The organism is Paenibacillus sp. GM2FR (assembly GCF_002803325.1).
Classification (GTDB): Bacteria; Bacillota; Bacilli; order Paenibacillales; family Paenibacillaceae; genus Paenibacillus_AQ; species Paenibacillus_AQ lautus.
Map to the genome: position 1 here is coordinate 119532 of NZ_MKZM01000011.1, position 14333 is coordinate 133864.

The window sequence follows — 14333 nt, forward strand, 5'->3', positions numbered from 1 at the left end:
ATCTTCACCCTCTAAAAATAGTATGTGCTTCCGCTATTGTAGCGTATTCTACATGAAATTACAAAACAATAGATATTGGTAAACGGTTTCCGGGCCTCTGATAATACCCATAAGATCTTGCTAATTATGCCATTAATAACCTTATTCATTATAAACCGCGCATGAAAAAACGAGAGCACTGCCATTAGAAATTGGGCATCTGCTCTCGTTCCTTTTGTCATGCAAGTCCTTGCTTATTCATGTTTCTTACAGCATTTTGAGCTTGCTCATCATGCGTTTAACGACAGTTGCTGTATCTGCACGATTCAGCACTGCATCCGGGTTAAAGTTGTAGGTTGGTTTTTTCTCTCCTTCTTTCAAGCTGTTCGCTACACCGGTTAGAATACCGGCTTTGCTTACCGCAAGAATGGCTGGATAAGAGTAATTCGACTTGATATTGCCTACATCTTCAAACTGCTTCTGAAGCGCTGCTTTATCTTTTTCGATTTCCCCCATCTTCAGGTTCAGTGCGCGTGCAATCATGTTGGCCGCTTCTTCGCGAGTCAGTTCCATATTAGGAGCAAAGCTCCGTGGCGCAATGCCACGAATAATTCCTTTTCTGGCAGCCGTCTCGATGTAACGGTAATCCCACTGCATGCTGTTGACTACACTTTCCTGATAAATGTCATCAAAAGTGAGCTTGTTTTTATCCGTATCGTAATCCAACGGAATATCCAGCAGCTTCACTATAATAGTAGCTAATTCACCGCGAGTCATTGGATCATACACGCCGAATGCATCTGTCTTGGATGCCTTCATATATCCTCTGGCCAGCATCAATTCAATATCGTTGCGGGCCGTCTTATGCGAAATCGCATCAGAGTAGCTATAACGTAAGGATTTAACTGCGTAATAACCAAACCCCTTGAATGGAGCCGTAACAGTTTTCTTCTTGGCGTCTACTTTCCCGCCGATGTTGGTCCAAGTTCCTTGGGACGGGTTATACCACCAAATGCCCAAGTTGCTTGAAGCCGAATTCACCAGTGCTGAATCATATTTCAAGGTAATTGTACCCTTTTGAGACAGCTCCATCCAATTCTGCGGAATCAACCGTTGATGAAATTCGTTGCCTTTCGCGTAAGGATGCGCTGCTGCCTTTACATTAAAGTCCTCTATGTTGCTGCTGTAGGCATTAAGCGAACCTGCATCCAGCCAGTAGAGTGGTGATGAATATCCGAAATGGGCAGCCGGGGTGAACCGGAACGCATTGTTATTATCCCCTGGAATCAGGGACAGGCGTCCGTCCATTTCCACGCCGTTCTCGATTTCACCGATCCGGTTATAGGCTTTAATGGTCCGTCCATCGATCTGGTTGGCAATGCCGAACAGAATGTCATGCTCGCCAAGAAGGTTGATCGTAGGTACTTCTGCGGTAGGACTTGATTTAGCCTGTTGAAGTACGGTACCTTTCGGCAAGGACAGCGATACGCCGCCTTTAAATACGGACACTTTGCCTGACTTCGAAATATTGGTTTTAAACTGAGATCCTTCTGTAGCATCATCTGTGTAAGTTACAACGAATTGCCCGCTTGTCTTTTTGGTGCCTTGTTCGATCGTGAACTTGATTGTGTTTTTACCGTTTTTCAGGTTCTTGACTTCAAGGCGGAAAATATCGCTGATTTCAGATTTCACCATTGGCGTTTTGCCAATCAGAATGGAGTCAGCTCCTTCAGCCTTGATGCTTACCTCTACAAAGTTCTGTTTCAGCACGCCTTCGTTCGGCAGTTTCGGAGACAGCACTTGGTAAGGTGCACGTTCGCGCGTGATTTCGATAGTATCGGTTGTTGTAACCGACTGATAACGCGAACCGATGCTGATGGCCTGCAAACCAACCTCTGGTAGTGCGAGCTCTTTGAACACCACGCGAGCCGAGCTGGAGTTTGCGCCATTGACAATGGTAAAGTACCGGTCGTACTCTGCCGGATTAATGGGATCCAATTGGGTCTTCAGGGCACCACCCGAGAGAGTCCAGGTTCCTGCGTTGTTTTTGGTAAAGACTGCAAAGATGGTTGGCGTCGGATGACTGAGGTTCACCGTAATCTCATCCGTGTATTCCACTTCAAAGCGCAGACCCAAAGCTTTTTCATATGTGTTATAAGCATTCTCAGCCGTTTCTCTGAACAATCCGTCCGGATCGGATTCCGTTGCGGAGCCAACCGGGAATGGGATCATGTTTTTGATAACTGAACGGGTATCGCTAAAATAAAGCAGGGTCAGCTTCGTCGAGATTTTCCCGCTCTTGTCGGCGACCACCAACGTATTCGGACCTGGAATCAGCTGCAAGAACGTCGTATCCGTAAAGCTGAATTCCCCGTTACCGTTCACGTTCAGATCGCGAGTGTTACCGTTCAGGGAAATCGTAAGTCCTGTAGTCCCTGTGTAGTTGACAATGCGTCCTGTCACTTGGTTGAATTCTGAGCTGTTCTTAAATACCTGGTTGTTGTACAAATTGAAAATATCAATATAAGAAGAAGACAAGAACGTCACCGGGATGACTTTGGTATCGGAAACGCCCGATCCATTGCTGACCTTGATGATCAGATTTTGCTGACCTGTCGGCAGGTTCGTGATTTTGAAAACCGTGTGGCCGTTGTAGGTAAACTTCTGGGCGATCGTGCCGCCGCCCTTGCTGGATTCAATCTCCACATTGCCTGCGTTGACTTGATCGACCATTAGATAGATCGGCAGTTCATTCAGGACGGTATCATTACCGCTTGGGAAAATGGATTGGGAGGTAGCCGATACCGTTCCCCCGCTCTCCGTTACGCCGTACAATTGGTACACCTGCTTAATGGTAGGCGCACTGACATCGCGGTAAGTAAAAGAATTCTTCACATCAAAGCCCGTAGTAGCATCCTTAGTGAGTACAAAATAATCCCCACTCTGAGTGATGCTGGTAGCGCCGGTCGTTGTAAAAGGATACATCAAGGTATTGCCCAGCAAGCTTGCCGCACCTACGGTTGCCGGCGAGGTCGTGATCGGATTAGTGGATCCTACCGGAAATACGGATACTTCAAGAATCGGGGGAACCGCTGGGGTACCAGCCGGAGGAGCATCCACGATCACATAACCGGAGATGACGCCGTTAACCGTACCGGTTACAACCGCCTGTCCATCAATATTTGTGCCGCCAATCTTCAGTTGATTGACAGTTATGGAACCTGTCGGATGATAAACGACCTGTCTATTGATGGTCTGGGATTTCGATTCGGAGTTCACGACGATCACCAGATCGTTGACACCCTTCTGCAGCAGGATCCCTGCGGAGTAATACGTATCGCCGCCGCCGGCATACATATTCTGCCCATTGACGGTAACACCCTTGGATCCATTCGTCGCTTTGACGGAAATGCTGATGGTCTGCGTAGTAACGACAACCGGCTTGGAGGCATTCTCTTCCAGAACGCGTCCATCACTGAGCGCTACTTCATAAACAGCCGGTACATCGGAAAACTTCACATAAGCCGTGGCACTCATCTGCTGACCTTGCGTGCTCATACCGGACACGATGATTTTGTTTACACCCTGGTTCAGCTGCACATTCAGAAATTGGAACGTATTCGCTGCTTCGTCCAGGATCGGCTTGACGCCAGTGCCGCCCGTGGTCGTGTCATCGAAGCGTTTAATCTCATACGAGATGGTATTCGGGTTAATGCCATTGTAGGTACCCGAAACCGTAATGGAGCTCCGGTTCTCCGGCGTTGGAGAATTCGGATCCGTACTTAGATTGGAAAAGTGAAAAAACAAGGCTCCATTTGCAGCTGAAGCCGGTAATGCCGGAATAAGGGAAAAGAACATAGCAATGGCCAATAACAGGCTTGCTATTGTACGGAAATTTTTCTTCAACGGTTGTGCCTCCTTGATCATTCGGACGTTGGCGTCCGTTTTGGGTGTTACGTCGTTCACTGGGTCCCCTCACTTTCACTGACAGATTGGTTCTAGCGCATAGTTCATATATCGGTCCCAGACATTCAATTATTTAGAAAAAATCACAAAAAAGCCTCACCCTTTTTGGGTGAGGCTGGCATGTCCGATCCGGACACATGATGAAAAAGAATAAGTTCTATTTGGTGCGGCTTTCGGGATTTGCCTTCATTCGCATCCGGTTGATTAGACCCAGAATCGGCCGTTTGGTCTTGCCGACCAGTCCGATGATTTCCGCACCGATCTGCATAAAACACATCATGACGCAGATGACGACAAAGGTTACCCAGTTCGCTTCATACATGGCAGCCGAAGATTGAATGACGGCCAGTACGCCGAAAAACGCGGCAATGACATAAATGATCAACACCGTCTGACGGTGACTGAATCCAAGCTCGCGCAGACAGTGATGCAGATGCCCCTTGTCCGGAGCAAAAATCGGTTTCTTCTGGATTTTGCGGCGAATGATTGCGAAAAACGTATCAGACAGCGGAACGCCGATAATGATCAGCGGCGTAATAAAGGATACAATCGCAATCTGTTTAAATCCAAGCAGAGACAGCATGGCCAAACAGAATCCAAGGAATAGCGAGCCCGTATCCCCCATAAAAATCTTGGCCGGATGGAAGTTGAAGAACAGGAACCCGATAATGCTGCCGAGCAGCAGCAGACATAGCAAGGCAACGGTGGTGTTGCCCATCAAGACGGCCATGACCAGAATCGTGCCGATTGCAATGCCCGATACACCAGCTGCAAGTCCATCGAGTCCGTCAATGAGATTAATCGCGTTGGTTACGCCGACAATCCAGAAGATTGTCAGTGGAATCGATACCCAGCTCTCCAGCATGGAGTATCGGTCCTGGAACGGTATATTTACAAAGTCCACGGTAATATTAAATCCGAATACAACTACGCAAGCAGCTGCAATTTGCGCCAAAAACTTCACTTTGGCCGAAAGTTCAAAACGATCATCCAAGGCTCCGATCAATACGATCATGGAACCGCCGATCAGAAATGCCTTCATAAAGTTGGCATCGCGAGGCGACAGGCTATCCGGAAGAAAAGGAAGAACTGCAATCAGTCCAAGAATAAAAGCCAGATAGATGCCGAGTCCCCCGAGTCGGGGCATGATCCGGGTATGAACCTTGCGGGCATTTGGAACGTCAACGGCACCAATCTTAACGGCAAACTTCTTCACAAGCGGCGTTAAGAGCAGGGCGAGCGTCAGCGATACGATAAACCCGATGATGTATATCATTAACATGTAATCATTCGACCCCCAATATTATCTACCGGTTGAATTATACTCCCTTCGGGTCCAAAAACCAATACCAATTTCCGGTGAAATCCCGGATTTCCCTCACAGAAATGAGCCATTTAGCTCGATTTCGTTACGTTTTCTTTCTCGCGCAGCACTTTCACTACGAATTTCGGCAGCGCAAGCATTCTTTTGTAACGGGTGGGCTCCTTCAGAAGGCGGTAAAACCACTCGAGACGCAGCTTTTGGAATACTTTCGGTGCCCGCTTCAGTTTGCCAGAGATAATATCGAAAGATCCCCCGACTCCCATAACAACCGGAACTTGAAGGGCTTGTTTATGCTGCGCAATCCAAGGCTCTTGGTTGTCCGCACCACGGGCGACAAACAAAATATCCGGTGAAGCTGCCCGAATCTGCTCGATCACGTCGGCATCTTCATCAGGTCCAAAAAAACCGTCCCGGTAGCCGCATATAATCGCAGCCGGATATTGCATTTGTAACCTTTCGGCAGCTTCCTGAATCACTTCGGCAGTGGTTCCCAGCAGAAAGAACTTCCATCTATAGGTTTCCCCGACCTTCAACAATTCATGTAACAGCTCAAAGCCGGTAACGCGCCCCTCCAGCGGTTCGCCGCCCACACTGGCAGCCCAGACGATCCCCGTCCCATCCGGAACGATAATTTCGGCACTTTGCATCATCTGTTTATATTCCGGATGGTTGACGGCCGTCATCACCATGATCGGATTCGCCGTTATGACATGGTGGGGCTGCCTTGACTGAACAGCCTCTGTCAGGAATTTCACCGTATCTTTCATACTAAGCTTGGAAAAAGGAATCTCGAACACCGATACGGTAGGAAATGGATAGGTCTGTTTCATGTTTATCATCCTCTATGGCGTAAATATTGGGCAATGTGGCGTGCAGGCATAGCAGCCTCTTGTTTCAATACGGTAATCTGCTCGCCGTGCTCCGCCTTCCATGCCGCTGCATCGTCCAGCAGCTTCAGCATTTGATCCTTTAACGTATCTGCGTCAAGGGATTCACTGCTTCCTACAGGTTCGCTGCCAAGCCGCTTCAAAAAGTGATTGATTTTCGGATCATAGGAAATTCCGAGCAACGGCACGCGCTGATTCGCAGCATAGATCAGGCTATGCAGACGCATGCCCAATATCATATCACAACGGCTAACCTCTCGCAGCATGTCCTGCGGCTGCTTCTCATCACGATAAAAACTGACTTTAGAACCATTTTTGGAAATATCGCCAATGCCACTAGCAATAAACTGCGAAGCCTCAAGATCATCCGGCTGATGAAAAGGGAGAAAACGAAGATGTACCGGACGTTGTGCGGCCAATGCCTTTAAACCTTCCGCAACAGCTTTCAACTCTTTGCGTTCCGAATGCCAATATCGAACCGAAATCCCAATGACCGGCAGAGAACCTTCCCCTTCTGTCTCGCGTTTGGATAACGAAGACCCAGCTAAAGGTTCTTCGGATGATTCACGATGATCTTCTATAGAAGAAACTGATGCAACATCGTTCTCTTCAAGCGCCGATCCCGGGTTAGAATCAATATGAACATCCCCGCCTTCCGGCAGCGGCAAGCCCATCACCGGATCCGGCACAACGTGAATGGCTTCCTCTGATATCCCCATCGATTGGAGCAGTTCGCCTGATTGAATGTCACGCACCGAGATGTAGGTGCATTTACGGAAGATCGAGCGAATCATTGGATAAAACAGCTTACGGTTGACCGGACCTACGCCCTGCGCATAAATAAAGGTCGGTTTACCAAGCCACTGCGCGATCTTGAGAACGCCCAGGTAATACGGGATCGTCTTCGGGCTGGTGGCATCCTGCAGCAGGCTTCCTCCGCCGCTGATCAAGCCGTCGCTGTCCTTGATTGCCTGACGAACCTCCCCCAGCTTCATCCGGTGTACAGACTTTACCCCATAAACCGCTGAGGTCCATTCGGGATCAATGGAAAGAACAACGGGATTGATCACAATCCCCGTTGCCTTGCTTTCTTGCTCCAGCGCGGTCAGAATCGATTTTAGGACCGCTTCGTCACCGCTATTTTTAAATCCGTAATATCCGGAAATGACTATTGTCTTAGAAGTGGAGACCATCGTTTCCAGATCCTTTCTGCCACTTGCCATACCAATATCGCGATCAATCCAATAATCAGGCCGAGTCCAAGACCCAGTACGACGCGAATGGCCGAAATATAGAGTGGCGTGTGAATATGCGTGAATGTTCCGACCATCGACAGCTGCCCCATAACCCCGATAATAAGCAGATAAACGGCATGACGGTATTTAAATGACAGGAACACGCCGAGTACCATCATCGGATGGGCTAGCAAAATTTCTTTGTTGCGCGGACGTACGCCAAACGTATTTTCCAGGAATGTACGGAATGTCATTTCGATCGAAGACACAGAACCTGCATTACCTGTACGGGTGAGATAGTACCAACCGACGATAGCCACAATACCGGCTGCGATAACCCATGTCAGTGAGATCGGTGCTTTAAGCAATTTCAGGATTGAGCTATAAGTCGATCCACCGCGGTACAGAACCACGTAGATCGCAATAAGCCCGATCGGAGCCGCTGCCAGCAAGCTTACGCCTCGGAACTGATCCAGAACGAGCATGTACGTCACATTGTTCAATAACGCGACAACGATCGGTACAGCCGCAAGCGACAGAATCGAGGTTTTGATCAGCAATACGATCGAATGGGTCACTCTTCTGCCAGAACTCATGTCCGGTATGCTTTGCTGCGTTTCATTGACTTTGCGGATGGCCAATATGACGGCAACCGTTGGAGCACTGATCGCGGCAAATAAAGCCAAGGCCTGTTCAAGCAATGTCGGCTTCAGGACATACAATCCCGCACTGCCCAAAAGCCCAATCAGGAAAGCGGCAATTGTAAGGAACGGAATGTAATAGGAGATCATGAGCGAAATCAGAGCTACAGCTCCCACGACAGCCCCAAGCTTGAAGTAACGCTGCAAGGAAGAGTCGGTCACCTTAAACGGCTCTGCAGGACCCATGGTGAAACCATTGTCCTCGATCTGTTTAATGGCCTGACCGGAACCTGTCAAACTGTCAATCAGATTATCCAGCGGGTGGGTAACGGACGCTTTGGTCATATCCCGGCTCGGCTCCGCGTTTAAATAGAACATTCGAATGTTACGGTCTTTGGAAGCCAGAGCAAAACGCTCCCCAATAACCTCAGGTTCCAGATTAGCATCCCGCTCGCTTAAGGAATAAATACGGGTTACATTGTAATCTGTTAGATAGGCAAGCTTCGTAAATCCTTTTTGCGGACGCTTGATATTCTCAATCGCCACAAGGCCGATACCATGCTGGTTCAAAAGCTCGCCAAAGGAATCCAAGCTTTTCATGTCTGCATCATCGTTGAAGCCTCTTGCGGAGTCACCTTCAAACAGAATTCGTTTTACGCCGTTGTCCGCGAAGTACGCCATCAGCTTCTCCATATAGGCCTGGTCATACGGAAGACTGTCCGACAGACGCGGCACAATATTAAAGCCCTTCTCTCGCAGCATGCTTATGGTAATAGGATCTGGAGACAGCGGCTTAATCACCGCGTTGGAACGCGGAGTTTCCAGCACCAACCCATCCACTCCACGATCGAACTGCCAGGAACTTACCGGAATACCCAATCTCGTGTAGGTTTCTTCGATAATGGGTTTAATTAAAGTCGCGCTTTCCTCGTTCAGGAATGAAACATACGTAAAATTCTCGTTCGGGGAGACCGTCGTGCCTGTCAGATCGGCGACCTGCTGCCCGTCATATACCGATATTCGCCGCGATTTCACCAGCTCGTCCAGCGTGCTTTCATAAAGCGCCATACTGATTACGCCGGCTTCTTTCAGGCGATCCAGCTGCTCGGATAAAAAATCCTGCGGCTTGGATTGATACGCCGCGACATCCAACAAATCCCGATAATCAAACACCAGCTCTACATTCTTTGATGTTGATTCTGTTTGCAGTCGGTCATAACCTACCGGCAGGGCCGCTGCAACGCCAAGAACAACCAGAATCCACAGCCACTTGCGGGCTGCTGTGTTCCAGCGTTTCCAATTCTGAACCACGAAAGTACCTCCTCATCGAACCTATGGAAATTTACGATGGAGGGCAACAGCCCTATTGAGTTGAGCCTTGCAGCAACCATCGTAAATTCCCTTCGTTCTCTTCTCTCATTAAATGTATCTATGTTTAAGCGTCTACCCGGGCCATGACTTGATCCGAGAGCGATTGAATTTTGGCCTTTGCATCGGCGAGAGATTCACCGCGTACGGCAAAATACACTTTGATCTTCGGTTCGGTACCGGAAGGTCTCAGGCAGAACCAAGATCCGTCTTCAAGCAAATACTTCAACACATTTTCCTTTGGCAATCCGTCCAGGCCTTCCGCATAATCAAGCACCTGCTTAACCGACACGCCTCCGACTTCCCCAGGTGGATTGTCGCGCCAATCGGACATCTTCGCTTGAATCTGGGCGACGCCATCCTTGCCCTTGAGCGTCCGGGACTCCAGCGTCTCGAGGAAATAACCGAACTGCTCGTACAGCTCTTGCAGCACATCGTACAGCGTCTTGCCTTGTCCTTTATAATAGGCGGCGGCTTCGCATATCAGCATCGAGGCCAGCACGGCATCCTTATCGCGCGCATAATTGCCTGCCAAATAGCCGTAGCTCTCCTCATAACCAAACAGATACGTATGGCTGCCGGACTCCTCGAACTGGGTCATTTTCTCACCAATGTACTTGAAGCCAGTCAATGTATTCAACACGGTGGCACCATAATGCTCGGCAATCGCCGCCCCCATCTCGCTTGTGACGATTGTCTTGATGACAGCACCGTTATTAGGCAGCTTGCCCGCTTCCTTCAATTGACCCAGCAAATAGTGGATCATAATCGCGCCGGATTGATTGCCTGTCAGCACGACGTATTCGCCCTGGCTGTTCTTCACAACAGCCCCCATGCGATCCGCATCGGGATCCGTCCCGATCAAAATGTCAGCCCCTACTTCCTCACCAAGCTTCATCGCGAGCGTGAAAGCTTCACGCTCCTCCGGATTGGGAGATTTGACGGTGGAGAAGTTTCCATCCGGCTCTGCTTGCTCCGGAACGATATGAATATGCTTAAAACCGATGCTCTTAAGCACGCGCTCTACGGGTTCTTGTCCTGTCCCATGGAGAGGCGTAAATACGATTTGGATATCCTCGCCAAGCTTGGATGCGATAAGATTCCGATTCACGCTGACATTCGCCACTGTATCCGCAAAAGCCTGGTCTTCCGCTTCGCCCAGCCACACCAGCAGGCCTTGAGCCTCTGCGTCTGCCTGAGACAGCCTCTTGACCGCGGAGAAGGAATCCACCTCCTGAATCCGGGCAATTACATTCTCTGCTTCGTCCGGTACCAACTGGCCGCCTTCACGGTTGTACACCTTATAACCGTTATATTCCGGCGGATTATGGCTTGCCGTGATGACAATCCCTCCGGTAGCACCCAAGTGACGAACGCTGAATGACAATTGCGGCGTTGAACGCAAGGAAGGATAAAGCTTCGCTACAATCCCGTTTCCGGCCAAAACCAAAGCTGCCTCTAACGCAAATTCCGGCGAGAAATGCCGGGAATCATGGGCAATAACGACAGAAGGCTTCCCCTCTGCGGTGCCATGAGCCTCCAGAATATATTGTGCAAAGCCTTGCGTTGCGCGGCCTACCGTATATTTATTAATCCGGTTGCTGCCTGCACCAATAACGCCGCGCAGACCACCCGTTCCAAATTCCAGATCACGATAAAACCGTTCCTCCAGCTCTTTGGTGTCGTGCTCGAGTGAACGCAGTTCCTGTTTCGTCTCCTCATCTACATAAGGATCATTCAACCAACGTTGTACCGTATCGATTGTTCTCTGACTCATCTCTGACATGAAAAAAAGTCTCCCTTCCTCATCCAAACAAGAATAGTCTGATCATTACTCCTTATCCGCGAGAGCAAACATAATCTCTCCCTCGGCAACAACACGTCCATCCACAGTTGCGGTTGCTTTCCCTTTTCCAATCATGCCCTTCAAGCGAATGATCTCGACTTCCAGCCGCAGCGTATCTCCCGGTACCACTTGCCCACGGAAACGGAAACCGTCAATGCCCGCCAAAAAGCCGAGCTTTCCCCGGTTGCTCTCTACATTAAGAATCGCGACAGCACCGACTTGCGCCAAAGCTTCTACAATCAGGACTCCCGGCATAACGGCATATTCAGGGAAATGGCCGACAAAAAAAGGTTCATTGATCGTCACGTTCTTGATGCCGACCGCTCGTTTGCCGTCCTCAATCTCCACAATCTTATCGACCAGCAAAAACGGGGGACGATGGGGAATAATTTCTTGAATCTGTTTGATGTTCAACATAGTATTAAAATCCTCCTTATGTACGTACCCGCCAAGCACAGCGTTTGAAAAGGGGTGTTCATTCCATTTGCTGCCGCTGTGCCGCTTTCTCAAGCCGCGGGAGGTATTATTTACGGCTGTATCATGCTTTCTCTTGAGGTTTTCTTAACGAATTTCAGATCCTATGCATAAAAAGAAGGATCTGCGGAAAAAATGATGGATATCCTTCACCGCTGCAGAAGTGAAGGTTTTAGATAAGGGGCTTTCTCCTACCGGACACTTGTGTACGAGGAGAGGGCCCTTTTACAAGTTTTTTGGGGTCCCCGCAAAGTATTTGGAATAAGCATCGCAGCATAGGCTCCACTTTGTGGGGTTATTTTACATAAATCCGTCCATTGTCATGAAATGACAAAGTTAATACGCAAGTCCCATCCCATTATACCGTTTAACCCCAAAAAAAGAAAACTCCCTTAAAGGGAGTTTGGCATCTTATCACAAGACATTGTGTTCACCCTGACCTCTCGTCACGGTGCGAAAATCAAATCAAAAACATGCTTCCATGTGCCCCATTCAAACACTTCACTGAGCTCCTGATCGCCGAGGACAACATATCCGAAGACCATGCCTCCGAATAATGCCAATACGAGCAATACAGGAATCATGATACGGACAGCGATTTTCCATCCGGATGTCTTGGAACGTTTCTTGGCGTTTGATTCACTCATGATGCCCACCTACCCTCGCATTGTGTTGGCAAGGTTCATCATGGTATCGCTTGAACTAAGCGCACGTGCCGTCAGCTGGTAGGCCCGCTGTACTTCCATCATTTTGGTCATTTCATCGGTCAAATTGACATTCGATTGTTCCACAAATCCGGAAAGCACCTTCGATTTAAGAGGCTCGCCCGGAGCCGCCGGTGCCAAATCGAACACATCGCCTTCCGTCAAGCCGTTTCCTACGACAAACAGGTTATCGCCGACAGCGACCAAGCCCTCCGGACGCTCAAGCTCGACCAGCTTCAAAGTTGCATAAGGAGCCGTACGACCCGTGGGGGTCTCCACGATAATCTGCCCCTTCTCGTTAATGGCAACTTTCCCTTTGGCCGGAAGCGAGATTGGATTATTGTTCACGTCAAGTACTGGATAGCCTTGTGAATTGACCAGCAGCAGGTTGTCTGGATTACGGGCATCCGGAGATACATGAAATCCGCCTTCGCGGGTATATCCAATCGCGCCATCTCCCTGAACGGCAAACATGGCTTCTCCATCAATCATCAGATCGAGTGGATTTCCGGTTTCCTTCATGGCTCCCTGCTCCATGTTCTGCACAACGGAGGATAGTCTCATGCCATACCCGAGTGTATAGCCAAGCGGTGTCGCACGGCCCGTCCGGTCGAAGTCCTTGTGATGCTGCTGAACCTGCGTCAGCACATCTTCAAAGGAAGCCTCCTTTTTTTTATAACCAGCCGTATTGGCGTTTGCTATATTGTCCGCAATGACATCCAACCGCTGCTGGAGGGCATTCATCGACACCATGGCGCTAATCATCGAGTTGTTCATCACTTACCTCCCGTGGGCTCACATTTTCATCAGCTGCTACCTACTTACTTACACAGCTTAGACTCGGCCAATCTCATTGACCGCCTTCTCCAGCGTTCTGTCGTAATACTGAACGATTTTTTGGTTCGTTTCATACGCGCGCAGCGCAGCGGTCAATTCCACCATCGATTGCGTTGGATCCACGTTGGACCCCTCAATAAATCCCTGACGGATGACTCCGTTATCACCGGGTGCCATAAACCGCACTTCCCCGTCCGGATCAGCCATACGGAACACGCCATGACCTTCACGAATCAGTCCATGAGGCTGGCTCACGATGCTGACTCCAAGGATGATGCCTGTCCCTCTGCCAGCTGCGTCCATGATTTCTCCTTGCTCATTCACTGTAAAGTCACTCGCCGGACCTGTCAATACAATCGGTCTGTTATTGTTATCCAGAACCTGATAGCCGCTCTCGCTCAACAGGTTGCCTTCGGGGCTAACCCGGAAGCTGCCGTTACGGGTGTACCGAACATCCCCATTCTCATTCTGAACGGTGAAAAATCCTTCCGGCCGGTAAATCACCTCGCCGTTCTCATCCACGTACCTGCCGGATGCATCAAACGGATAAGGTTGGCCCGTTGCCGGATTCTGTACCGTAAAAGAGGATACCAGCGCAAAGTCCGTTGTTTTGCCCGTTTCCCGGAGCGCGCCTTCGGTATAAAGCGATATACTCTCCTCAGCGTAAACGCCGGTGTTGAACTTGCCCAGCTTCCGTCCCGCATTCGTCGAATCATTGCCGCCGATCATGGAGACAAGCACTTCGGGGAACGAACGCTGTACGCTGTTCGTTGCCTTATAGCCTGTCGTGTTGACGTTAGCAATGTTCTGCGTCACCGTATTATGTCGCTGCTCCTGGGTCATCATCCCTGAAGCCGCTGTATATAGACCTCTTAACAATGAAGGCACTTCCCTTCCAAAATAGATCCGTGAATGGCCGCTTCGCTGACGGATTGTATTTCCAATCGCTGTTGTTTTCGGATTTCTCGTTAGAACTTCTCAAAATGTTGAAATCCGAAATCAAAGGCGACCACTCCGTTTTTCCAATACAATTCCGTCCTCTTCGCTGCTGTTCAGCCTGACCATTGTATAC

General features: G+C 49.4%; 10 protein-coding genes. All 10 read right to left on the reverse strand.

All coding sequences use genetic code 11. The annotated features are described in order from the left end of the window. Positions 1 to 246: 246 nt before the first annotated feature. Positions 247 to 3885, reverse strand: a complete 3639-nt coding sequence (locus PAEVO_RS28910) for an S-layer homology domain-containing protein (RefSeq protein ID WP_100540943.1) — start codon at positions 3883 to 3885, stop codon at positions 247 to 249. A 217-nt stretch (positions 3886 to 4102) separates the two neighbouring features. Next, positions 4103 to 5227 (reverse strand): glycosyltransferase family 4 protein, encoded by a 1125-nt coding sequence (locus PAEVO_RS28915; protein WP_071219817.1) that lies wholly within the window; start codon positions 5225 to 5227, stop codon positions 4103 to 4105. A 113-nt stretch (positions 5228 to 5340) separates the two neighbouring features. Then, complete coding sequence (locus tag PAEVO_RS28920; protein ID WP_100540944.1) at positions 5341 to 6099, reverse strand: WecB/TagA/CpsF family glycosyltransferase; 759 nt, start codon at positions 6097 to 6099, stop codon at positions 5341 to 5343. Positions 6100 to 6104: 5 nt separating this feature from the next. Beyond that, complete coding sequence (gene csaB / locus PAEVO_RS28925; RefSeq protein ID WP_100540945.1) at positions 6105 to 7349, reverse strand: polysaccharide pyruvyl transferase CsaB; 1245 nt, start codon at positions 7347 to 7349, stop codon at positions 6105 to 6107. Beyond that, positions 7325 to 9343, reverse strand: coding sequence for a DUF5693 family protein (locus tag PAEVO_RS28930; protein ID WP_100540946.1), 2019 nt, complete (start codon positions 9341 to 9343; stop codon positions 7325 to 7327). Before PAEVO_RS28930 ends, csaB begins: the two co-directional genes overlap by 25 nt. Positions 9344 to 9467: 124 nt before the next feature. Next, entirely contained in the window at positions 9468 to 11186 is a 1719-nt protein-coding gene (locus PAEVO_RS28935; protein ID WP_100540947.1) for a phospho-sugar mutase, read from the reverse strand. 45 nt (positions 11187 to 11231) lie between these two features. Then, positions 11232 to 11663, reverse strand: coding sequence for a 3-hydroxyacyl-ACP dehydratase FabZ (fabZ, locus tag PAEVO_RS28940; RefSeq protein WP_007133270.1), 432 nt, complete (start codon positions 11661 to 11663; stop codon positions 11232 to 11234). Between the two features lie 503 nt (positions 11664 to 12166). Then, entirely contained in the window at positions 12167 to 12367 is a 201-nt protein-coding gene (locus tag PAEVO_RS28945; RefSeq protein ID WP_009594210.1) for a DNA-directed RNA polymerase subunit beta, read from the reverse strand. 9 nt (positions 12368 to 12376) lie between these two features. After that, positions 12377 to 13201, reverse strand: a complete 825-nt coding sequence (locus PAEVO_RS28950; RefSeq protein WP_100540948.1) for a flagellar hook-basal body protein — start codon at positions 13199 to 13201, stop codon at positions 12377 to 12379. A 57-nt stretch (positions 13202 to 13258) separates the two neighbouring features. Next, a complete protein-coding gene (locus PAEVO_RS28955; protein WP_100540949.1) occupies positions 13259 to 14140 on the reverse strand; it encodes a flagellar hook-basal body protein in 882 nt (293 codons plus the stop codon). Between the last annotated feature and the right edge of the window lie 193 nt (positions 14141 to 14333).

Coding starts and splice junctions, on each gene's coding strand:
- PAEVO_RS28915 (WP_071219817.1), bottom strand. CDS start 5,227: ATGTTAATGATATACATCATCGGGTTTATCGTATCGCTGACGCTCGCC.
- PAEVO_RS28920 (WP_100540944.1), bottom strand. CDS start 6,099: ATGAAACAGACCTATCCATTTCCTACCGTATCGGTGTTCGAGATTCCT.
- csaB (WP_100540945.1), bottom strand. CDS start 7,349: ATGGTCTCCACTTCTAAGACAATAGTCATTTCCGGATATTACGGATTT.
- PAEVO_RS28935 (WP_100540947.1), bottom strand. CDS start 11,186: ATGTCAGAGATGAGTCAGAGAACAATCGATACGGTACAACGTTGGTTG.
- fabZ (WP_007133270.1), bottom strand. CDS start 11,663: ATGTTGAACATCAAACAGATTCAAGAAATTATTCCCCATCGTCCCCCG.
- PAEVO_RS28945 (WP_009594210.1), bottom strand. CDS start 12,367: ATGAGTGAATCAAACGCCAAGAAACGTTCCAAGACATCCGGATGGAAA.
- PAEVO_RS28950 (WP_100540948.1), bottom strand. CDS start 13,201: ATGAACAACTCGATGATTAGCGCCATGGTGTCGATGAATGCCCTCCAG.